19 protein-coding genes and 1 tRNA gene are annotated in these 20,306 nt (G+C 67.2%); 12 read left to right on the forward strand and 8 right to left on the reverse strand.

Features of this window, described 5'->3' with window-relative positions; all coding sequences use genetic code 11:
• Positions 1-11 precede the first annotated feature (11 nt).
• Positions 12-938: a hypothetical protein gene (locus tag AB4Y68_RS02385; RefSeq protein ID WP_441453719.1), complete on the reverse strand. Its 927-nt coding sequence runs from the start codon at positions 936-938 to the stop codon at positions 12-14.
• Positions 939-1,102: 164 nt separating this feature from the next.
• A complete protein-coding gene (gene tig / locus AB4Y68_RS02390; protein WP_441453721.1) occupies positions 1,103-2,446 on the reverse strand; it encodes a trigger factor in 1,344 nt (447 codons plus the stop codon).
• A gap of 170 nt (positions 2,447-2,616) precedes the next feature.
• Here tig and AB4Y68_RS02395 point away from each other — a divergent pair, with 170 nt between their 5' ends.
• The gene (locus AB4Y68_RS02395; RefSeq protein WP_441453723.1) at positions 2,617-3,318 is read left to right on the forward strand and encodes an MBL fold metallo-hydrolase; all 702 of its coding nucleotides are present in this window, start codon (positions 2,617-2,619) and stop codon (positions 3,316-3,318) included.
• Between the two features lies 1 nt (position 3,319).
• On the opposite strand, the gene AB4Y68_RS02400 is transcribed toward AB4Y68_RS02395, so the two are convergent.
• Positions 3,320-3,598: a hypothetical protein gene (locus tag AB4Y68_RS02400; RefSeq protein WP_441453724.1), complete on the reverse strand. Its 279-nt coding sequence runs from the start codon at positions 3,596-3,598 to the stop codon at positions 3,320-3,322.
• A 184-nt stretch (positions 3,599-3,782) separates the two neighbouring features.
• Between AB4Y68_RS02400 and AB4Y68_RS02405 the strand changes: the two genes are divergently transcribed.
• A complete protein-coding gene (locus AB4Y68_RS02405) occupies positions 3,783-4,016 on the forward strand; it encodes a general stress protein (RefSeq protein WP_441453726.1) in 234 nt (77 codons plus the stop codon).
• 69 nt (positions 4,017-4,085) lie between these two features.
• Here AB4Y68_RS02405 and egtB read toward each other — a convergent pair whose 3' ends face one another.
• On the reverse strand, positions 4,086-6,242 hold the full coding sequence (egtB, locus tag AB4Y68_RS02410) for an ergothioneine biosynthesis protein EgtB (RefSeq protein ID WP_441453728.1): 2,157 nt from the start codon (positions 6,240-6,242) through the stop codon (positions 4,086-4,088).
• Positions 6,243-6,429: 187 nt separating this feature from the next.
• Here egtB and AB4Y68_RS02415 point away from each other — a divergent pair, with 187 nt between their 5' ends.
• Complete coding sequence (locus AB4Y68_RS02415; RefSeq protein WP_441453730.1) at positions 6,430-7,017, forward strand: sigma-70 family RNA polymerase sigma factor; 588 nt, start codon at positions 6,430-6,432, stop codon at positions 7,015-7,017.
• A gap of 112 nt (positions 7,018-7,129) precedes the next feature.
• Positions 7,130-7,312 (forward strand): hypothetical protein, encoded by a 183-nt coding sequence (locus AB4Y68_RS02420; protein ID WP_441453731.1) that lies wholly within the window; start codon positions 7,130-7,132, stop codon positions 7,310-7,312.
• 68 nt (positions 7,313-7,380) lie between these two features.
• Here the strand turns inward: AB4Y68_RS02420 and AB4Y68_RS02425 are convergent, their stop codons facing one another.
• Together AB4Y68_RS02425 and AB4Y68_RS02430 are read right to left on the reverse strand one after the other, a co-directional pair.
• Positions 7,381-8,586 carry an acyl-CoA dehydrogenase family protein gene (locus AB4Y68_RS02425; protein WP_441453733.1) on the reverse strand — a complete coding sequence of 402 codons (1,206 nt, stop codon included), beginning with the start codon at positions 8,584-8,586 and terminating at the stop codon, positions 7,381-7,383.
• A gap of 77 nt (positions 8,587-8,663) precedes the next feature.
• A complete protein-coding gene (locus AB4Y68_RS02430; protein ID WP_441453735.1) occupies positions 8,664-8,969 on the reverse strand; it encodes an SCP2 sterol-binding domain-containing protein in 306 nt (101 codons plus the stop codon).
• 323 nt (positions 8,970-9,292) lie between these two features.
• Between AB4Y68_RS02430 and AB4Y68_RS02435 the strand changes: the two genes are divergently transcribed.
• The 3 genes from AB4Y68_RS02435 (at position 9,293) to mgtA (ending at position 13,637) form a co-directional block, all read left to right on the forward strand.
• Positions 9,293-9,967, forward strand: a complete 675-nt coding sequence (locus AB4Y68_RS02435; RefSeq protein ID WP_441453737.1) for a 2OG-Fe(II) oxygenase — start codon at positions 9,293-9,295, stop codon at positions 9,965-9,967.
• Positions 9,968-10,113: 146 nt separating this feature from the next.
• Complete coding sequence (locus AB4Y68_RS02440) at positions 10,114-11,073, forward strand: hypothetical protein (RefSeq protein ID WP_441453739.1); 960 nt, start codon at positions 10,114-10,116, stop codon at positions 11,071-11,073.
• The gene (gene mgtA, locus AB4Y68_RS02445) at positions 11,070-13,637 is read left to right on the forward strand and encodes a magnesium-translocating P-type ATPase (protein WP_441453741.1); all 2,568 of its coding nucleotides are present in this window, start codon (positions 11,070-11,072) and stop codon (positions 13,635-13,637) included. The genes AB4Y68_RS02440 and mgtA overlap by 4 nt, the downstream gene beginning before the upstream one ends.
• A gap of 42 nt (positions 13,638-13,679) precedes the next feature.
• On the opposite strand, the gene AB4Y68_RS02450 is transcribed toward mgtA, so the two are convergent.
• A tRNA-Ser gene (locus AB4Y68_RS02450) sits at positions 13,680-13,771 on the reverse strand.
• Between the two features lie 137 nt (positions 13,772-13,908).
• Here AB4Y68_RS02450 and AB4Y68_RS02455 point away from each other — a divergent pair.
• From AB4Y68_RS02455 to AB4Y68_RS02475, 5 genes are read left to right on the forward strand one after another with little or no spacing between them, the layout of a single operon-like run.
• Entirely contained in the window at positions 13,909-15,465 is a 1,557-nt protein-coding gene (locus tag AB4Y68_RS02455) for an exopolysaccharide biosynthesis polyprenyl glycosylphosphotransferase (protein WP_441453742.1), read from the forward strand.
• Entirely contained in the window at positions 15,465-16,916 is a 1,452-nt protein-coding gene (locus AB4Y68_RS02460) for a lipopolysaccharide biosynthesis protein (RefSeq protein WP_441453744.1), read from the forward strand. The genes AB4Y68_RS02455 and AB4Y68_RS02460 overlap by 1 nt, the downstream gene beginning before the upstream one ends.
• Entirely contained in the window at positions 16,913-17,851 is a 939-nt protein-coding gene (locus AB4Y68_RS02465) for a glycosyltransferase family 2 protein (RefSeq protein WP_441453746.1), read from the forward strand. The genes AB4Y68_RS02460 and AB4Y68_RS02465 overlap by 4 nt, the downstream gene beginning before the upstream one ends.
• Positions 17,848-18,591, forward strand: coding sequence for a polysaccharide deacetylase family protein (locus AB4Y68_RS02470; RefSeq protein ID WP_441453748.1), 744 nt, complete (start codon positions 17,848-17,850; stop codon positions 18,589-18,591). Before AB4Y68_RS02465 ends, AB4Y68_RS02470 begins: the two co-directional genes overlap by 4 nt.
• Positions 18,588-19,553, forward strand: a complete 966-nt coding sequence (locus tag AB4Y68_RS02475) for a glycosyltransferase family 2 protein (protein WP_441453750.1) — start codon at positions 18,588-18,590, stop codon at positions 19,551-19,553. The genes AB4Y68_RS02470 and AB4Y68_RS02475 overlap by 4 nt, the downstream gene beginning before the upstream one ends.
• On the opposite strand, the gene AB4Y68_RS02480 is transcribed toward AB4Y68_RS02475, so the two are convergent.
• Positions 19,550-20,251: a hfsB gene (locus AB4Y68_RS02480; RefSeq protein WP_441453751.1), complete on the reverse strand. Its 702-nt coding sequence runs from the start codon at positions 20,249-20,251 to the stop codon at positions 19,550-19,552. The genes AB4Y68_RS02475 and AB4Y68_RS02480 overlap by 4 nt on opposite strands.
• Between the last annotated feature and the right edge of the window lie 55 nt (positions 20,252-20,306).

A 20,306-nucleotide genomic window follows, 5' to 3' on the forward strand; every position in this document is an offset into this window, starting at 1 on the left:
CCTACCAAGGATCAGTGCGGATCGTCCGTCAGGCCCTGTTCGCGCTTCTGATCCCGCGCCATCAACCCCTGAATCTCACCCGCCTGATGCGCCGCCGACGACTGATTTAGTTCGGCCGAGTAGAGCGCCTTGAGATAGGCCATATCCCAACTGGTCAGGCTCGGCGTCATCGCGGGCTGACGAAACAGATTCAGAATCGAGTCGTAGGCCCCCGTATCCGCATCCGGGTCGACCTGGGAGAACGCGACCATCGCCGCATAGTCGGCGATCTGGCGCAGATCCAAACCTTCAGCTTTCGCCAGGTCGACAATGATGACGACGCGACCCAGGTCATTGCGAATCGTGGTGCGAAGCCGTCCGGATGTGGTCTTGAAGATTTGGGGGGGCTCTTCCCCTGGCAATCGAACCGCAAGTTGCCCCGTCTGGGAATCAACCGGAAGACTGATGTGCCACCAACGCACGGGGTGATCATTCGCTTGGAACGCCTCCAACGCCGCCCGGCTCCGGTTCATGCCCGAACCGCCAGGCCAGAACACGTTCTTTCGGGCCGCGACGAGCCCGCGCGCCAGCGCCGCGCCGTCGTCCGTACCAATGATCAGAATATTCGGCCGACAACCAGGCTCCCCCGGCTCCAGACCGATGTCGAGCGCCACCTGGGACACACGGTCGGCGAGGTACCGCGCCGCCTCGCCGCGCAGATTGGCGACCCCGACGCAGATATTGTCGCGCCAGCGCGCGGGTCCCCGACCGGTAGGCGCGGCGGCGATCTCATCGATGAAACCTCGAACCTGATCATCGATCCGGCGCCCCTGCACGACGATGTCGGCGAGCTCCGTGGTCGCTTGGGCATCGGCGGGCGCAGATGCTGACCGATCCTGATCGACAGGCGCCGACAGCAAGGCCAGCCCCATAAATCCCATTGCAAGCGACGCGCCCATTCAGGCCTCTCCAGATTTCATCGTTCTATAAAACGACAAACTAAATGGGCCGCAATGAGGCCGGGTCGTCGATCCAAGATTAAATCTTCATCAGACCCATGAAAAAGCCCCCGCACCGGAGCGCGAGGGCCAGATCATTATCCGCTGGTCAGTAGAGAAGGGGCTTAGCCCTCGTCTTCTTCCTTCAGCAGTTCTTCCTTCGAGATCGGCGTGTCGGTGACGGCGGCGACGCCGACGATCAGGTCGACGACCTTCTCTTCATAGATGGGCGCGCGCAGCTGGGCGGCGGCGTTCGGGTTCTGGCGGTAGAAGTCCAGAACCATCTTTTCCTGGCCGGGATAGTTGCGGGCTTCGGCCATGATGGCGTTCGACAGTTCCTGATCCGTCACGCCGACGTTGTTGGCGCGGCCGATTTCGGCCAGCACCAGACCCAGGCGCACGCGGCGCTCGGCGATCTTGCGGTACTCGGCCTTCAGTTCGTCTTCCGACTTCTTGGCGTCCTCTTCCGGCAGACGGCCGGCGTCCTTGTCAGCCGACACCTGAGCCCAGATGCCTTCAAACTCGGCTTCCACCATCTTCGGCGGCAGGGCGAAATCGTGGGCTTCGTCCAGTTGGTCCAGCAGGGCGCGCTTCAGCTTGAAGCGGGCGGCGCCGGCGTACTGCTGGTCCAGGTTGGCCTTCAGCAGCTCTTTCAGCTTGTCCAGCGACTCCAGGCCGATGCGGGTGGCGAACTCTTCGTCGACCTTGGCTTCGGTCTCGGCCTTGATGGCCTTGACCTTGACGTCGAAGGTCGCGGCCTTACCGGCCAGGTTCTTGGCTTGGTAGTCCTCGGGGAAGGTGACCTCGATGGTCTTCTCTTCGCCGATCTTGGCGCCCTTGAGCTGCTCTTCGAAGCCCGGGATGAAGCGGTTGGAACCGATCACCAGGTCGGCGTCTTCGGCCGAGCCGCCTTCGAACACTTCACCGTCCAGCTTGCCGACGAAGTCGATGGTCAGTTGGTCGCCGTCGGCGGCCTTGACCGACTTGCCGGTCTTGTCCTCGTAGGACTTGGCCTGCGAGGCCAGTTCCTTGAGGGCTTCGTCCAGGTCCTCGTCCGAGGCCGTGTAGGTCGGGCGATCCAGCTTCAGGGTCTTGGGGTCGACGGGGGTGAAGTCGGGCATGACTTCCAGGGCCATTTCATAGGCCAGGTCTTCCTGACCGGCGATGACCTTGTCCATGTCCGAGATCAGCTTCATCTCGGCCGGAGCGGCCGGACGCAGCTTGGCGTCGTCCAGGGCCTTCTGGCTGGTTTCGTTCAGCGAGGCGTTGATGATTTCGCCCATGAAGTCACGACCGAAGGTCTTCTTGACGTGCGCGGCCGGCACCTTGCCCGGACGGAAGCCCTTGAGCTTCATCTGCGGCGCGACTTCCTTGATGCGCGCTTCGAGCTTTTCGTTCAGCTCGGCTACCGGGATGGTCACCGCGATCACGCGGCTGAGGCCTTCGTTCGACTTTTCGACGACTTGCATGGTCGGGATTCTGACGCTCTGTGGCGACGCCGTGCGGCGCGCGGTGGATAAAGCAATAGGGCCGCCCCCTTCAGGAGCGGCGCCTCGAAGCCCGCCCTTATGTCGAGAAGGGGCCGAAAGGTCAACGCGCCCGGTTCCTTAGTCACCCCCCTGACGCTATCTGAGAGGGCATGAGCCAGCCCGCCTCCCCCATCGGCGTCTTCGTCACGCCCGTCACGCCGCTGCAGCAGAATTGCACCACCGTCTGGTGCACCCGCACCAGGAAGGCCGCTGTCATCGACCCGGGCGGCTCGACTGATGCGATTCTCGGCGAGATCGCCCGGCGCGGCCTGACCCTGGACGCCATCTGGATCACCCACGGCCATCTCGACCACGCCGGCGGCGCCGCCGAGATGCAGGAAAAGACCGGCGTCGACATCATCGGCCCCCACGCCGAGGACCAGTTCTGGATCGACCTGATTCCCACCCAGGGTCAGAAGTACGGCCTGCCCGACGCCCGCACCTTCACCCCGACGCGCTTCTTGGCCGACGGCGAGGTTCTGACGCTGGGCGAAACAACCTGGGAAGTCGTCCATTGCCCCGGCCACACCCCCGGCCATGTCATCTTCTTCAACCGCGAGGCCCGCTTCGCCCAGGTCGGGGACGTCCTGTTCCAGGGCTCGATCGGCCGCACCGACTTTCCGCGCAGCGACCACGCCGCCCTATTGAACGCCATCACGACCAAGCTCTGGCCGCTGGGCGACGACGTGACCTTCGTGCCGGGACACGGCCCGCACTCGACCTTCGGGGCCGAGCGGCGGACCAATCCCTATGTGTCGGACCAAGCCATGTCGCGCGCGCCGATCGCCCGGCCTGCGTCTGGCCCCGCCTGATCTAGCGCGCGGCCAGAAGACCGATCAGCACCCCCAGCCCCAGGGCGTAGAGACTCGCGCGGATCGGCTCGCCGCGAATGGCGTCGCGCGCGCGTTTGACGCGATGGTCGGCCCAGGCGCGGGCCTCCGCCGCGTCTTCGCGCACGGCCTGGCGAAGCGGACGCGGGGAAATGTTGCGGGCGATGATGGCGTCCGCCTCCTGCTCCAGACGCAGGCTTTCAGTCGCCGTTCCATTGACAATATCTTCCGGCGAGACGTCGGAGGCATAGGGCTCGGCCATGGGTCGATCTCCTGTGGTTCGAGGGGTCGTTGCTGAACCCGCCCCGCGGCAGCCGGTTCCTGGCCGCCCCTTCGCCCCCGCGACGGATCGTCCACAGAACAAGGAAATGGTGCTTGTTCGGAACCTCACCCGCGACGCCGGGTTCTTTCGGGCAAGCGCCACCGTCTTTGAAAGGAACAGCCGAATGGCCGAAGGTCAGCCCACCCGCGGCTCCGGTGTTTCCAAGCGAGGCTTCGCCTCGATGGACCCGGAACGCCAGCGCGAGATCGCCCGCAAGGGCGGCGCCAGCGTCCCCAGTGAGAAACGCAGCTTCTCGCAGGATCGCAGCCTTGCGGCGCAGGCCGGCCGCAAGGGCGGAGAAGCCTCCCACGGCGCGCGCAACAAGGCCGAGACCCACGAAAATCCTCCCAAGCGCTAGGGACGGCCACAGCCCCCGCACTGGCGGCGCGACCTGGAGGCAGCGCCGCCATTTCCATGTCCGACGCCGCTAGTCGGCCAGCAACGCCAGCGCCACCGCCGGATCGTCGCTGACCTCGAACGCCTCCAGCCTCCAGCCCGACGCTTCGGCCAGTTCGCGTACGGAAGCCTCGTCGAACTTGCGCGAGCTCTCGGTGTGGATGGTCTCGCCCTCGACGAACCGGAACGCCAGCTTGCCCAGACGGACGGTCATGGGGCGCGGGGCCTGCAGGTGCATCTCCATCTGCGATCGCGCCTCGTTCCAGAGGGCGCGATGGGCGAAGGCGGCGACGTCGAAATCCGTCCCCAGTTCCCGATTGGCGCGCACTAGGACATTGCGGTTGAAGGCGGCGGTGACGCCCTGGGCGTCATCATAGGCCGCGACCAGCGTCGCCGGCGATTTCACCAGATCGACGCCCAGGATGAAAAACGCCCCCTGCCCTAGAATCTCGCGCGCCGATCGCAACAGCCGCGTCGCGGCTTCGGGCGTCAGATTGCCGACGGTGGACCCCGGGAAAAAGCCGACCCGCCGCCCCGGCCCAGCCTGGGACTGCGGCGGCGACAGATGCTCGAAATCGCCGACGATCGGCAGAACCTTCAGGTCTGGATAGTCGGCGCGGATGCGATCGGCCGCCTCGTTCAACGCGGCAGGACTAATGTCGATCGGCACATAGGCCGCCAGGTCCGGCGCCGCGTCCAGAACGATGCGCGTCTTCTCGCTGGCCCCAGAGCCCAGTTCGACCAGGACCGCGCCGGGGCCGAACCTCGCCGCCCATTCGGGCGCGACACGCCGCAGCAGCGCCGCCTCCTGACGCGTCGGATAATATTCCGGCAGGCGCGTGATGTCCTCGAACAGTCGCGACCCTTCGGCGTCATAGAACCACTTCGGCGGCAGCGTCTTCTGTCGTTCGGACAGACCGGCGATCAGGTCTTGGCGAAAGGCGTCGGTCGCGTCGTCGTCCATGGATATCCCTTCCGGCGTGCTGTCCCAGGCCAACCGCACCCCCGAAAACGCCCAGCGCTGGTGCGGGTAAAAGAAGTTTCGGTAGCTGATCCGGCGATGCTCCGGCGGCGTGGCGAACGATCCGCCGCGCAAGACCATCTGATTGGCCATGAACTTGCCGTTGTACTCGGCGGCCGTTCCCTCGGTCGGACGAAAGCCCGGATAGGGCGCGTAGGCGCTGGCGGTCCACTGCCACGCCTCGCCGTCCAGGTTCGAAAAGGCCGCCGGTTCGGTCCGCGCGGCATGCTCCCATTCCGCCTCGGTCGGCAGGCGCCGCCCCGACCACCGCGCATAGGCGTCGGCTTCGTAGAAACTGACATGGCGAACGGGAGCCGCCGGATCGACCGGCCGCCGCCCGGCCAGCGTCATGAGGGTCCAGCCAGACGGATCATTTCGCCAGTACAGGGGGGCCGACCATCCTTGTGCCCTGACCGCCGCCCATCCGTCGCTGAGCCACAGTTCCGGCCGGCGATAGCCGCCGTCCTCGATAAACCGAATCCAGTCGCCGTTGGTCGCCAGATCCTCCGCCAGGACGTACGGCTCCAGCCAGACCCGATGCGGGGGCCGCTCGTTGTCAAAGGCAAAGCCGCCAGCGTCCGCTCCGATCTGCGTGAGCCCGCCCTCGAACGACACCCAGCCGCCTCGAGCTTGCTCGCATTTCTGGCTGCGCGGCTCCGCGTCATAGGCCGCAGGGTCCAGCGGCGAGCAGGACATCAGGTGCAACAGATCCATCAGGAACAACTCCTGATGCTGCTGCTCATGGTTCAGGCCCAGTTCGAACAGGTAGCGTTCAAGTCCGTCCTTCAGCCCGCCGGCCAGCAACGTCTCCATCCGGTCGTCGATTTCCGCGCGATAGGCCATCACCTCGGCCAGAGAAGGCCGGGTCATCAGACCGCGCTTAGGTCGCTCGACCCGTTCACCCAGGGCTTCGTAGTAGGAGTTGAAGAGGGGTTGAAGGCGCGGATCGACCGGCCGGTAGCCAGGCCGGAGGCCCAGCAGCATGACCTCGAAAAACCAGCTGACGTGACCCAGATGCCATTTCCCCGGGCTCGCGTCGGGCATCGACTGAACCGCCAGATCCTCGGCCGACAGGCCCTGGGCCAAATTCGGCAGAGCCGCACGCACCCGACGGTACCGCTCAAGATCGCTTTCAACGCTCACCGCCACCCCGATGGGCTTTGTCATTCGCACGCAGAGCCTTCCCGCCTCTCGTTCGGCGATCCAGCGCCGACGATATTCAATGCCGGTTGATCGACCCCGGTTCCGCGCGATGTGATGCGCGAGAGGCGGGAACAGTCGTCGGGACGCGACGTTCCTCTGGCGCCCTCGACCCGACGCCGGGTCGTCCGCCAGAGTTCAGGACCTCCGTTGCATGCCCAATGTTCGCGTGCCTGAAGGGCCGCCGACAGCGAGCCCTCGCCATCCAGCCGGCATCATCGACCCGGTCGATTGGCGCGAGATGATCATGGGGTTCATTCCGTCCCTGCGCGCCTTCGCCTTTTCCCTGTCGCGCAACGGAGCAGATGCGGACGATCTGGTTCAGGAGACCCTGACCAAGGCCTGGGCGCACCGGGCCCGGTTCGAACCGGGCAGCAATCTGCGGGCCTGGCTTTTCACCATCGCGCGCAACAGTTGGTACACCAACGCCGCCAAACGCAGACGCGAAGTTCCCGACGAGGAAGGGCGCTACGCCGCCGGTCTGACCGCCGAGGCCAGCCAGGAATGGACGGCCGAACTTACATCCTTGCAGGCGGCGCTGAACGCCCTGCCGCCCGAGCACCGCGAAGCCATCGTCATGGTGGGGGCGGCGGGACTGTCCTATCAGGAAGCCGCCGACATAGCGGGCTGCGCGGTCGGCACGATCAAGAGTCGCGTCAATCGCGCGCGCCATCGACTGGCCTTGCTGCTCGACGAACCCCCGGTCGAAGCTGTCCAAAATGTAATTGAGGGTGACAGCTAGGCAGGGGGAACGCAGGCCTTCCTACCCTGTTTTAGGGACAGACCCGGGAGAGTCGATCATGATGAACCCACTTCATACCCATCCCCGCAACCCGTCCGATCAGGATAGCTCCATGAACACCTCCGAAGAGAGGAGGCCAACCAAGGAACCCGGTTTGAAAGGATGGTTTCATCGCCATTTCGGCGGCGAACCTCCGCACAAACACAGCCCCAACTTCTTCATCAGCGACGTGACGGAGGGCGGCATCGGTTCGCACCATCACCATCAGGTCTATCGACCGGACAAGCGGCACTAACAGTCGAATAGATTCATAGCGGCGTGAGCGGAGGGGCCATGGCGAACTGCCACGGCCCCGTTTTTTTGTCAGCGGCGACCGCCGTGCTTGGCGTACTCCAACCGCGCGATGGTGCGGTTGTGCACCTCGTCCGGGCCGTCGGCGATCCTGAGCGTCCGTACCGTGGCGTAGAGTTCGGCCAGCGGCGTGTCGCCCGAAACCCCGGCCCCGCCGAAGGCTTGGATCGCATCGTCGATGATCTTCAGCGCCATGCGCGGCGCAGCGACCTTGATCTGGGCGATCTCGGACTTGGCCCCCTTGGCGCCGACCTCGTCCATCATCCAGGCGGCCTTGAGCACCAGCAGACGGCACATCTCGATATTGGTGCGGGCCTCGCCGATCCGCTGCTCCCAGACTGAATGTTCGGCCAAGGTCTTGCGGAAGGCGGTACGGGTCAACAGCCGCTCGCACATCAGCTCCAGCGCCTTCTCGGCCGCGCCGATAACACGCATGCAGTGGTGGATGCGGCCCGGGCCAAGCCGCCCCTGGGCGATCTCGAACCCCCGGCCCTCGCCCGCGATCAGGTTCGCGACCGGGACGCGGACGTTGTCCAGCACCACCTCGGCGTGGCCGATCGGCGCCTCGTCATAGCCGAACACCGACAGCATCCGCTCGACGCGGAAGCCGGGCGTGTTCAGGGGAACGATGATCTGGCTCTGCTGCTGGTGGGTGGCGGCGTCGGGGTCGGTCTTGCCCATGACGATGGTCATGGCGACGTTGGGGTGCGCCATATTGGTCGACCACCACTTGCGCCCGTTGACGACATAGTGGTCGCCGTCGCGGACAATGCTGGTCTGGATATTGGTGGCGTCCGACGAAGCCACATCCGGCTCGGTCATCAGGAAGGCCGAGCGGATTTCACCCGCCATCAGGGGCGCCAGCCATCGCTCCTGCTGGGCGGCGTCGCCGTACATGTGCAGGACTTCCATATTGCCGGTGTCAGGGGCGTTGCAGTTGAACACCTCGGCCGACCACAGGGCGCGCCCCATCAGTTCGGCGATGGGGGCGTATTCCAGATTGCTCAGACCCGCGCCGTGATCGCCGGGCAGGAACATATTCCACAGCCCCTCTGCCTTCGCCCTGGCCTTCAGCTCTTCCATGATCGGCGACTGGCGCTTGGGATCAGCGTGGACCTGGGCGCGGTACTCCGCCTCGCGCGGCAGCACCTGCTCGTCCATGAAACGGCGCACCCGCTCCCGCCAATGCTGGCCCCGTTCGCTGGGCTGGAAATTCATGGCTCGTCCCTCCGACAGCAAAACGGCGCGGCCCCGAGGGAGCCGCGCCGCCATTGTTCTGGTTGCTCAGAAACGCATCAGCGCTTCAGCAGCGGCGCCAGCTTCTGGGCGATCATCATATCGCCGGCGATCTTCAGCTTGCCCTGCATGAAGGCCATCATCGGGTCCAGCTTGCCTTCCGACAGGGCGATGAAATCGTCCCACTTCATCGAGACCGTGGCATCGGCGGGCTTGTCGTCGTTACTCACCGAGTTCGGCGCCGAGGCGCCGTCGATGAAGATCTGGCCAACATCGCCCAGGTCCAGCTTGACGGTTTTGCCCAGGCCGGAGTTGTCGCCGACGGCGCCGCGAATGTGTTCGGTGACGGAAGCCAGATCGGCCATGTGCGTCTCTCCCAAGAGAATGTTGAGGCGCAGGCGTAGCCCGCCCCGACGACGGCGCCAAGATCACGCAAGGGAAACGTCTAGAAGGAGAAAAGCCCCCCAGCCGACTGCTGACGCGCGAGGCGCTCGCGCCCCCCAAGCGCTAGCATCATGGAGAAACACGTCGTTCTTGGACGTATCTCCCCTCGCCTGCCCCCTTGCCGAGAATTACGACCGAGGCCGCCCGCCTCCGACCTCATTGACAAAAGTCAGGCTTCAGCGCCCGCTGCCCAACCAGGTTCGATGAATCGCTCAGCCATTGTCCCAATCGGGAGGATCGTTACTTGCCCGCTCACGCTCCAGCCGCTCAACCAAATCCGGATACGCTTCTCGATCTCAAGGCGCTGGACGAGTCCCTAGCCTCCACCGAGCCGTATCCTCACCTTCTGGTCCCCAACCTGCTGGCTCCAGGGGCCTTCGAGCGCCTGGCGGCCGACTACCCGCCGATCAAGGTGTCGGGTTTCGTGACGCTGGACGAAGAGACCTCGACCCCGACCTTCGCCGCCCTGGAGCAGGAGTTGAAAGGGCCGGACCTGACCGAGCGCCTTTCGAGGAAATTCGGGCGCGACATGCATCCCTTCCCCCGCCTGGTGACGGTGCGCCGCTGGTCACAGGCCAAGGAGGGCCACATCCACACCGACTCCGAGCGGAAGGTGATGACGATGCTGATCTACCTCAACTCGGACTGGCACGACTCGTCCGGCGGTCGCCTGCGCGTCCTCTACGACGGCAAGAACTACGATCCTTATGCGCTCGAGGTGCCGCCGCTGAACGGCTCGGCTTTCGCCTTCCCGCGATCCGACCGATCCTGGCATGGACACCTGCCCTTCACCGGCGAGCGTCGCGTGGTGCAGGTCACCTGGCTGCGAGACGCCGAGGCCATGAACCGCAAGGTGGCCAACAATCACCTGCATCAGAAGCTGAAGCGCTGGTTTGGCCGCCTGAAGCCGAGCGCCTGACCGGCGGGTCGGAAATTCGCGTTTTGACCATCGTCAAACTCGCTCCGGTTCGAGCGTGCTGATTGAGAGGTTTGCCGAGAACCGACCTTGACCCCAGCCTTCATCGTTCGGACGCCGCCCGACCATCGCCAGATGGAGGAGGCCGCATGAGCGTCATTCGCAGCGCCCGACGTCCGATCACAGGCCTGCTCAAGATCGGCTTCTCATTCGCCGCCTTCGCCTTGGCGGTCTGGGTGATCTGGCGCGAGATCCGCGACATTTCCCTCTCTCTGGTCGTTTCGGCTCTGACCCAGATCCCTATGTGGGCCGTGGGCGCGGCGCTGATGCTGACGGCGATCAGCTACGGCTGTCTGGCGATGACCGAGGTCATCGTCACCAGGATCATGGGCTTCAAGGCAAACCCTCGGCGGATCGCCCTGACCGCGATCTCGGCCTTCGCCGTCTCCAACACCCTCGGCCTCAGCCTCGCCTCTGGCGGCGCCGTGCGTCTGCGCGGCTATGAGCCGGCCGGCCTGACGCGGTTTCAGATCGCGCGCCTGACGCTGGTCGTCAGTTCGGCGGTGTCTCTCAGCGGGATCGTCACGGCCGGCTTGACGATCGCCATGGCCCCGTCGGTGTTCGCGCACGCACTCCATCGTTCGAACGTCCTGATCGGCGTCGCGGCGCTCGTGCTGGTCGCGCCGGCCGCGATCTGGTTCGCGGCGTTTCGCTCCTCAAGCCCGCGATGGCTCGGAGGCGGCGGCCCGTCCGTACTGACCTGGCGAGACCGCCTTGCCGCCCTGGCGGCGGGCCTGGGCGACTGGGCGGCGTCTGGCGCGGCCTTGTTCATCCTCTTGCCGCAGCCCACGATCGCCGCCTTCGCGGTCTTTCTGGTGGTGTTCATTCTCGGTTCCCTGGTCAGCGCCGCGTCCGGCGTGCCCGGCGGGCTCGGCGTGTTCGAGGCCGTGGTGATCGGACTGACGCCGCTCGTGGCCCAGACGCATGAGACCGCGGCGGCCCTGCTGGTCTATCGCCTGATCTACAGCCTGGGCCCCGCGACGATCGTCGCGACCACTGTCGTGACGCTCAAGGCCGGCGCTCGGCTGCGCCGCTCGATCGTGCCATGACTCCGTGCGCCACAATCGCCGAGCAGCAGGATGCAGGCGGCCTGTCGAGCGTCGAAGCCGCCGCGCGCCTGCGCCGGGACGGTCCCAACGCCATCCAGTCCAAGCGCGGCCATTCCGCCGCGGCCCTCCTGATTCAGCAGTTCCGTAGCCCCCTCGTCCTCATCCTGGTCATCGCCGCCGTGGTGTCCGGCGTCGTGCAGCAATGGCTCGAGGGCGGCATCATCCTGGCCATTGTGCTGGGCAGCACCCTGCTCGGCTTTGTCCAGGAATACCGCGCTTCCGCCGCCGTCGAAGCCCTGCAACGGCGCTTGGCGCTGAACGCCCGTGTGCGCCGGGACGGCCAGATCCGGACGATTCCGTTCGAACAGATCGTCGCCGGGGATCGCGTGCTGCTGTCCGCGGGGGCCGTCGTGCCGGCCGATGCCCTCGTGCTCGAGGCTGTGGACTTGCTGGTCAGCGAGGCGGCGCTGACGGGGGAATCCTTTCCTGTAGAGAAACGGCCCAACCCGGCGACCGCGCAAGCGCCGACCGCCGATCAGATGGTCTTTCTCGGCACCTCCGTCCGCAGCGGCACAGCCGAGACTCTGGTTCTGCGCACCGGCCTGGCGACACGTTACGGGGCCATTGCGGCGCGGTTGAAGGCTAAGCCCCTCGAAACCGATTTCGCCCGGGGCATACGCCGCTTCGGCGAGATGCTGATCCGAGTCATGCTGGTGGTGGTCATCCTGGTGCTGATCGCCAACCAACTGCTCGGCCGCCCATTCCTGGACTCCCTGTTGTTTTCGGTCGCCCTGGGCGTCGGCCTGTCGCCTGAGTTGCTGCCTGCGGTCGTCAGCGTGACCCTCGCGGCCGGGGCGCGGGATCTGGCCCGCAACGGCGTCATCGTGCGCCGGCTCGAAGCGATGGAAAACCTGGGCGGCATGACCGTCTTCTGCACCGACAAGACCGGCACGCTGACCGAGGGCGACATCATGCTCAAGGGCGCCCTGGACCCCGCCGGCCAGGACTCCGCCGCGGTTCGGCGGCTGGCCTTCATCAACGCCGCCTTCGAGACGGGCATCGAAAACCCCCTGGATCAGGCCGTGGTGGCGGCAGGTCAAGCCGGAGGACTGACGACGGCAGGGTTCACCAAAATTGACGAAATTCCCTATGACTTCATCCGGCGGCGACTGAGCATCGTCGTTCAATCGAACGCGTCGGGCGGCGATCGCCAGATGATCAGCAAGGGCGCCTTCGAGGCCGTGCTCGCCCAGTGCTCCACAGTCAGCGACGGCCAGACGGACGCGCCGTTGACGCCAGAGCGGCAGGCCGTCCTTGAGGCCTGGTATCGGGCGCGCGGCGAGGAGGGACTGCGCGTGCTCGCCGTGGCCACGCGACGCCTGCCGCCGCAGCCCGACTACGGCATGACCGACGAAGTGGACATGCGGTTCGAAGGCTTTCTGACCTTCATGGACCCGCCCAAGGCCGAGGCCGTTCAGGCGATCACCGATCTCGCGGCGCTGGGCGTGTCGGTGAAGGTGCTGAGCGGCGACAACCGCCACGTCGTGGCCTATGTCGCCCGCGCCCTCGGCCTGGCGAGCGATGCGCTTCTCACCGGCGCGGATATCGCCGCGCTGAAGGACGAAGCCCTGTGGGTGCAGGTCGAGCGCACCGTGCTCTTCGCCGAAGTCGATCCCCAGCAGAAGGAGCGGATCGTTCGCGCGCTTCAAAGGCGCGGCCAGTCGGTCGGCTATCTGGGCGACGGGATCAACGACGCGCCCGCCCTGTCGGCGGCGGACGTCGGCGTGTCGGTGGAACAGGCCGTCGATGTCGCCCGAGAAAGCGCTGACGTGGTCCTGTTGAAGCGTGATCTGGGCGTGCTGAAGCGCGGCGTCGAGGGCGGGCGCCGCACCTTCGCCAATACGCTGAAATACCTGTCCATCACCATCAGCGGCAATTTCGGCAATATGGTCAGCATGGCCGTGGCGACGCCGTTCCTGCCCTTCCTGCCCATGCTGGCCAAGCAGATCCTGCTGAACAACTTCCTGTCCGGCCTGCCGTCGATGGCCATATCGTCGGATGCGGTCGACCCGGAGCAGCTTCAGGTCGCCCAGCGCATCGGGACGGCGGACATCCAGCGCTACATGCTGGTGTTCGGCCTGATCAGTTCCCCGTTCGACCTGATCACCTTCGTCCTGCTGCTTCAGGTCTTCCACGCGCCCCAGTCGCTGTTCCAGACAGCCTGGTTCGTGATGTCCCTGCTGACCGAACTGGCCGTGGTCATGGTGCTGCGAACCCGAGGGCGAGCGTGGAAAAGCCGGCCTGGGCGCTGGCTCGTCTGGACAAGCCTCGCCGTGGCCGCGGTCGCCCTCGCGTCGCCCTATCTCGGCCCCGTCTCCCGCCTGTTCGGCTTCACGCCCCTGTCGCCGCTGCTGATGGCAGCCATGCTGGGCGTGGTGTGCGCCTATGTGGCCGTGACCGAGACAGCGAAGGCGTGGTTCTTCCGCGACGCTCGACGCCGTGCAGCGAAACGACCAGAGCAGACGCCGGGCCTGATGCGGTCAGCGGCCAGCCAGCAGCCCTAGGGCCGCTGAAGCTGACCTGCTTGTGCGAGACTTGAGGAAGTCTGGCGGAGACGGAGGGATTCGAACCCTCGGTACCCCTTACAGGGTACGACGATTTAGCAAACCGTTGCCTTCAGCCACTCGGCCACGTCTCCGGCAGGCGGCGTGGATAGCGAGTCGCGCGCCGCGACGCAACCGGGGACCTGCAAACTGTGGCGTTAACGTCGGATAGACAGGCGCTATGCGACGAATACAGCTGTAATCATTGCTTCGGGATCACGCTGTTCGCCTCATGACGTCCGCCGACACCCTCTTTCCCGCTGCGGACGGCTCCGACGTGCAGGCGCGGCGCATCCGCGAATCCGTTTCTGCTACGCGTGATTCGTTCCCAACGTCCGGCAAGGCGCGACGCGGCCCCTTCCGCCCTGACCTCTGGTTGAACACGCGCCAGCGCACCGCCGCCCGGCGGCGCGTCTTCTATTTCCGCGGACTGGATATCGTGGGCGTTGCAGCCGCGACCGTCGTCGCTGTCGCGCGCCTCGCGGACGGAGCCCCTCTGTCGGCGCGGCTGGTTGATGCGGCTCCGCTCGGACTGGGCGCCCTGGCCCTTCTCGTCCTGCTCCGGTCCCTCGGGCTCTATCGGTTCGACAGGGGTCATGGCTTGCGGTCCCATATGGCGTCGATTGCCTGCGTCGTCGCCTTTGGCGCGGCGCTGACCTTCACCCTGGGGTTCGCCCTGCATGGCGCGGCCACGCCGTGGGTCGTCTATGGCCGCTGGAGCGCGGGCGTCATGGCGCTGCTGCTGGCGACCCATGCGGTGTGGAGCCTTCTGGTCGCGGACTGGCGACGCAAGGGCGCCCTGACCCCTAACATCGCGGTGGTCGGCGCCACCCGCCACGCCGAACGCCTGATCCGGGAGGCGCTGCAGCGCCGCGACCTGAACGTGCTGGGAGTGTTCGACGATCGCCTGGCGCGCTCCCCCGACGCGGTTGAAGGCGTGCCGTTCCTAGGCGAAGCGGACGCCCTGCTGAACCACCGGCTGACGCCCTACATCGACCAGATCGTGCTAGCCATCGATCCCAAGGCCGAGACGCGCGTGCGGGACCTCACCGCTCGTCTCGGCGCCCTGCCCATTCGCCTGACCCTGCTGATCGACCCCAAGACTGCCGAGCAGCGCAACGCCGCGCTGGAGAAGCTGGCGCAGGCGCCGATGGCCCCGCTCGAAGGCCCTGTCGACCCCGATCGCCGCGCCTTCCACAAACGTCTGCAGGACGTCGTCCTGGCGTCCACAGCCCTGATCCTGCTCTCGCCGATCCTGCTCGTGATCGGCTTGCTGGTCCGTTTCGACAGCGAGGGTCCGGCCCTGTTCCGCCAGCGCCGGCACGGCTTCAATCAGGAAGAGATCGTGGTGCTGAAGTTCCGCACCATGCGCCACGCCGACGCCGACGCGACCGCCAGCCGCCAGGTCACCGCCGACGACGACCGGATCACGCGCGTGGGCCGGGTCCTGCGCGCCGCCAGCCTGGATGAGTTGCCGCAGTTGCTGAACGTGATCCGGGGCGAGATGTCCCTGGTCGGGCCGCGCCCCCACGCCATCGGCATGAAGACCGGAGCCGTCGAATCCGCCCGTCTGGTCGCCGAATACGCCCATCGCCACCGGATCAAGCCGGGCATGACCGGCTGGGCCGCGATCAAGGGCTCGCGCGGCCCCATGCACACCGCGCCCGAAGTGCGTCGCCGGGTGCAACTCGACATCGACTATATCGAGCGCCAGTCCTTCTGGCTCGACCTGTGGATCATCGCCGTCACCATCCCGGTGCTGCTCGGCGACCGTCTGTCGGTGCGCTGATGTTCTGGCGCGGGGTCCTGGGCTATCTGCCCGCCAACATCATTCAGGGCGTCGTCGGCTTCCTGGCGATCATCATCTACACGCGGCTGCTCAGCGCCGAAGACTTCGGCCGCTACGCCCTGGCCTTTTCGGTCATGACCCTGGCGCATGTGGCGACCTTCAGCTGGCTGGAGGCCGCCATGGCGCGGTTCTGGGCCGCCCAGCGCGACGGCGCCGACATGGCCAGCCATTTCGCCAGCCTGTATCGCACCGCCTTTATCCTGACCGGCCTGTTCCTGCCGCTGGCGGGTCTGGCGATCTGGCTGTGGCCCATGCCGGACGGTTTCCGCCTGCCGATCGCCGTGGCCCTGCTCGGCATCCCCGTGCGCTGCCTGACCAAGCTGGCGCAGGAGCGCTATCGCGCGGCGGGCGAGGTGCGCCAGGCCGCCAGCCTCGACATCTGGAACACCCTGGCCGGCTTCGGCGTCGGCGCGGCCTTCGCCCTGTCGGGCGGCGGGGCCGCCTCGCCGCTGGCGGGCCTTCTCATCGCGCCTCTGTTCGCCCTGCCCTTCATCCTACCCGGCGAGCTGCGCGAGGCGCGCAGCGGCTACGTCGATCGCGAGCGGCTAAGAAACTACGCGGTCTACGGCTATCCCATCGCCGCCTCCCTTGGCCTGGCCCTGGTGCTGGCGTCGACCGACCGCTTCCTGCTGGCCATGTTCATGGACGAGGCCGCCGTCGGCGCCTATCACGCAGGCTACAGCATCGCCAACCGGACGCTGGACGTCCTGTTCATCTGGCTCGGCGCGGCAGGCACGCCTGCCCTGGTCATGGCGCTGGAGCGCGGCGGGCGCGATCAACTGTCCGCCGCCGCGCGGGAGCAGGCCTCAACCCTGATCCTGATCGGTCTGCCCGCCGCGGTCGGCGTGGCCCTGGTCGCGCGCCCGCTGGCCGAGTTCATGATCGGCGAGGATCTCCGCGACGCCGCCGCCCTGGTCACGCCATGGATCGCCCTGTCGGCCCTGCTGTCGGGCGTGACAGTCTATTATTTCCATCAGGCCTTCACCCTGGGCCGCCGCACCGGCTGGCTGCTGGCGGCGATGAGCATTCCGGCGCTGGCCAACGTGATCCTCAACATCGTGCTGATTCCGCGCTTCGGCGTTCTGGGCGCAGCCTGGGCCACGGCCGCAAGCTTCGCCATCGGCCTGATCGCGTCCTGGGCCATGGGGCGTCGCATCCTGCCCCTTCCGGTCCCGTGGAGGTCGCTGCTGACGTGCGGAACAAGTTGCGCGGTGATGGCCGTCGCGGTGTCGCTGCTGCCGCCCATCGGCGGCTTCCCCGAGTTGATGCTCGACGCCTCGGTCGGCGCAGCGGTCTATGGCGCCTGCGCTTTCGCCCTGAATGCTGGGGGGATGCGCGATCTGGCGCGGCGGATCCTCGGTGCGGTCCAGGCGCGGAGGGCGGCCGCATGAGCGTCTCCGCCGCCATTCACGACAATGCGGCCTGGGCCAACGCCCGCCCGGCCCTGTCGGTGCTGATCCCGTTTCTTCGCGACGATCCCGAGCCCCTGATCGCCCTGCTCGACCGCGAAGCGCCGCCTCTAAACGGCATGGCCGAGTTGATCCTGCTGGACGACGGCACGAGCGACGACGCCCTGACCGCCCGGCTAACCGCCCGGATCGCCGTCTGCGCCCTGCCGATCCGCCTGATCTCCCTTTCCACCAATGAAGGCCGCTCCGTCGGACGCAACCGACTGGCGACCGCTGCGCGCGGGTCCAGCCTGCTGTTCCTCGACAGCGACATGCGCCCCGACCACGACCGCTTCCTGCGCACCTGGGCCGCCTTGGCGCGCGACGGACAGACCGCCGTGGCCTTCGGCGGCTTCTCCCTGTTGCAAGCCCCCGACGAGGCGCGCTTCGCCGTCCATCGCAGCATGGCGGCGCGATCCGACTGTATCCCCCATGACCAGCGCGCCCTGCAGCCTGAAAAATACGTCTTCACCTCCAACCTGCTGGTCCGCCGCGACGTATTCGAGGCCGAGGCCTTCGATCCCGGCTTCACCAGCTGGGGCTGGGAAGACGTCGAATGGGCCATGCGCGTCTCACGCCGCTTCAAAGTCGAACACGTCGACAACCCCGCCACCCACATGGGTCTGGACACGGTCGAGACCCTGGCTGCCAAGTACGAGCAGTCGGCGCCCAACTTCGCCCGCGTGGTCGCCCGCCATCCCGACTTCGTCGCCGTCTATCCCAGCTACCGCGTCGCGCGACGGTTGAAGTCCGTGCCGGGCCTGAAGGCTATCCGCCCCCTGTTCAAGCAGGCGGCGGAGCTGCCGGTGTTGCCCGTCGCCCTCAGGGCGTTCAGCCTGCGGCTCTACCGCGTCGCCCTCTATGCGGAGGCGATATGATCCAGCCCTACACGCCCGACGTCAGCCTGGGCGGCAAGCTGCGCCGCCGCTTCGCGCGACTGACGCACCGTCGCCCCGCACGGCTAGCCCTGGCGCGGCCGACCGTCAGCTTCACCTTCGACGACATCCCCGTCAGCGCCGCCCATTCAGGGGCGGAAATGCTGGAGAAGCATGACGCGCGCGGCACCTTCTACGTCTGCGCTGGCCTGTTCGGGCAAATGGGGCACATGGGCCGCTTCGCCGACGCCGCCGAGATCGGCGCCTTGATCCGTCAGGGGCATGAGGTCGCCGGCCACACCTTCGACCACGTGGACTGCCACCTCACCACGCCCGCCGAACTGAGCACGGATCTGGACGCCAACGACACCGCCCTGCGCGGCCTCGGCGCCGCCGCGCTTCATTTCGCCTATCCCTATGGCGAGGTGTCGCCCCGCGCCAAGAAGCAGCTGGGGGGCCGCTACGCCTCCCTGCGCGGCGTCCACAGGGGGCTGGTCCACGACGGCGACGACCAGAACCAACTGCCGGGCGTGGGCATCGAGGGGCCCGATGGCGAATCCCTCGCCCGCGCCTGGATCGACCGCGCCGTGGCCGAACAGGCCTGGCTGATCCTCTACACCCACGACGTGCGCGAAACGCCGTCGCCCTGGGGCTGCACGCCCGACGCCTTGGAGCGGCTGATCGGTCACGCCCGCTCCGTCGGCTGCGACATCCGCACCGTCGGCGAGGTTCTGGCGGCATGAGCGCCCAGGCCGACGTCGCGATCATCATTCCCACCCTGCGCCACCCCGCCAGCCTGGAGCGGGCCGTCCTGTCCGCGCTGGCCCAGACCGGCGTCTCGGATCGCCTGAGAGAGATCGTCGTCGTCGACAACGACCCCCAGGCCAGCGCCCGCGACGTCACGGCGCGCCTCGCCGCCGACGCCGGCGTGCCGGTAATCTGGCGCCATGCGCCGCGCCCCGGCGTCGCCACCGCCCGCAACGAAGGCCTCGCCGCCACCACGGCCCCGCTGATCGCCTTCCTCGACGACGACGAGGCCGCCTCGCCCTCCTGGCTGGCCGCGCTGATCTCGGCTCAAATTTTAACGGGCGCCGACGCCGTCTTCGGTCCCATTCGCGGCCGCGTGCCGGACGAAACCGGCTGGACACGCCCCTATCTGGAACGCTTCTTCGGTCGCGAAGGCCCTGATCGCACCCAGTTGATCGACGCCCCCTATGGCTGCGGCAACGCCCTGCTGGTGCGAGCGACCGCCCTGCCCAGCGCAACGCCCTTCAACACCGCCGCCGATCAGTCGGGCGGCGAGGACGACGCCCTGTTCGCGGCGCTGGCGGCGCGTGGCGGCCGCTTCGGCTGGGCAGCTGACGCCTGGGTCGACGAGTTCGCGCCGCCGCATCGCGCCAGGCTGCGCTACGCCCTGACGCGCGCCTTCGCCTATGGCCAGGGACCCAGCCAGACCGCCGCCGCCGCGCGCGACTGGCCGGGCGTCGCGCGGTGGATGGCGATCGGCGCCGCGCAAGCCCTGGTCTGGAGCGTAACCGCTCTGGCGCTGACGCTGGTCCGGAGTCCGACGCGCGCCGAGGCGCTGGACCGCACCGCGCGAGGAACCGGAAAAATCTTCTGGATGAAGGGCTTAGAGCCTCGTTTTTACGGCATACACGAACTGGCGCGGCTGGACCGCCAAGGCGCCGCACAGACCGTCAGCTAGCCCGTCAGACGGCTCAGGATCGACGGCGGCGTCCAGGTCGAGCGGTTCATCACCACCCCGGCGATATGGCCGCCCACGGCGCCGATCTCGTCGCGCAGGGCTACGGCCTCTCCGGCCGCCGTGGCTTCCGCCGCGACCACAATGATGGTGGCGTCGATGAAGGGCGCAAGCGTGATCGCCATGTCGCTTCGATCCGCCGCCGGCGTGTCGATGACGACGGTGTCGGCGTGGGCGCGTAGAGCGCTCCAGTAGCGCGCCTCGCCCAACGGCTCGACCCGCTGACCGGCGCGCGTCAACTCCGTATGGAATCGGGTCACGTACAGACGCCCGCCCAGACAGGCCCGCGCCGTCATCAGCCGCGCCGGGGCCACCGGCCGACCGTCGCGGCCGCGCATGGGCGGCGTCACGGCATAGAAGGCCGAACCGTCGGGCGAGGCCTGGACCGGCGCGGCGAGCCGCCCGAACCGCTCGGGTTCGGCGGCGACGGCGTCTGCCTGCCCCTGTTGCGCCAGATCGCCGTCGATCAGCCAGACCGGCCTGCGTGCGCGGACCGCCGCCAACCGCGCATATTCGCGCGCCACGGTCGAGACGCCCTCGCCCGAGGTCGCCGAGACGAACTGGATCACGCGGCCGCGATGAGCCGGCGCTGGCCCCAGCGCCGCCCAAAGTCCCGCCATTTCCGTCGTCAGATCGACCATCGAATCGGTTACGCGCTCGCCCTCAAGGCGTCAGCTTTAGCATGGCCGGACATCG

This window comes from Brevundimonas sp. 2YAF1, assembly GCF_052114745.1.
Lineage (GTDB): Bacteria > Pseudomonadota > Alphaproteobacteria > Caulobacterales > Caulobacteraceae > Brevundimonas.

What these genes read in the sequence shown, in the direction of transcription:
- egtB (WP_441453728.1), bottom strand. Translation starts at nt 6,242, where the DNA reads ATGACAAAGCCCATCGGGGTGGCGGTGAGCGTTGAAAGCGATCTTGAG.
- AB4Y68_RS02480 (WP_441453751.1), bottom strand. Translation starts at nt 20,251, where the DNA reads ATGGTCGATCTGACGACGGAAATGGCGGGACTTTGGGCGGCGCTGGGG.
- AB4Y68_RS02425 (WP_441453733.1), bottom strand. Translation starts at nt 8,586, where the DNA reads ATGAATTTCCAGCCCAGCGAACGGGGCCAGCATTGGCGGGAGCGGGTG.
- tig (WP_441453721.1), bottom strand. Translation starts at nt 2,446, where the DNA reads ATGCAAGTCGTCGAAAAGTCGAACGAAGGCCTCAGCCGCGTGATCGCG.
- AB4Y68_RS02420 (WP_441453731.1), top strand. Translation starts at nt 7,130, where the DNA reads ATGAACACCTCCGAAGAGAGGAGGCCAACCAAGGAACCCGGTTTGAAA.
- AB4Y68_RS02440 (WP_441453739.1), top strand. Translation starts at nt 10,114, where the DNA reads ATGAGCGTCATTCGCAGCGCCCGACGTCCGATCACAGGCCTGCTCAAG.
- AB4Y68_RS02475 (WP_441453750.1), top strand. Translation starts at nt 18,588, where the DNA reads ATGAGCGCCCAGGCCGACGTCGCGATCATCATTCCCACCCTGCGCCAC.
- AB4Y68_RS02465 (WP_441453746.1), top strand. Translation starts at nt 16,913, where the DNA reads ATGAGCGTCTCCGCCGCCATTCACGACAATGCGGCCTGGGCCAACGCC.
- AB4Y68_RS02405 (WP_441453726.1), top strand. Translation starts at nt 3,783, where the DNA reads ATGGCCGAAGGTCAGCCCACCCGCGGCTCCGGTGTTTCCAAGCGAGGC.
- AB4Y68_RS02400 (WP_441453724.1), bottom strand. Translation starts at nt 3,598, where the DNA reads ATGGCCGAGCCCTATGCCTCCGACGTCTCGCCGGAAGATATTGTCAAT.
- mgtA (WP_441453741.1), top strand. Translation starts at nt 11,070, where the DNA reads ATGACTCCGTGCGCCACAATCGCCGAGCAGCAGGATGCAGGCGGCCTG.
- AB4Y68_RS02460 (WP_441453744.1), top strand. Translation starts at nt 15,465, where the DNA reads ATGTTCTGGCGCGGGGTCCTGGGCTATCTGCCCGCCAACATCATTCAG.
- AB4Y68_RS02385 (WP_441453719.1), bottom strand. Translation starts at nt 938, where the DNA reads ATGGGCGCGTCGCTTGCAATGGGATTTATGGGGCTGGCCTTGCTGTCG.
- AB4Y68_RS02430 (WP_441453735.1), bottom strand. Translation starts at nt 8,969, where the DNA reads ATGGCCGATCTGGCTTCCGTCACCGAACACATTCGCGGCGCCGTCGGC.
- AB4Y68_RS02455 (WP_441453742.1), top strand. Translation starts at nt 13,909, where the DNA reads ATGACGTCCGCCGACACCCTCTTTCCCGCTGCGGACGGCTCCGACGTG.
- AB4Y68_RS02415 (WP_441453730.1), top strand. Translation starts at nt 6,430, where the DNA reads ATGCCCAATGTTCGCGTGCCTGAAGGGCCGCCGACAGCGAGCCCTCGC.
- AB4Y68_RS02395 (WP_441453723.1), top strand. Translation starts at nt 2,617, where the DNA reads ATGAGCCAGCCCGCCTCCCCCATCGGCGTCTTCGTCACGCCCGTCACG.
- AB4Y68_RS02470 (WP_441453748.1), top strand. Translation starts at nt 17,848, where the DNA reads ATGATCCAGCCCTACACGCCCGACGTCAGCCTGGGCGGCAAGCTGCGC.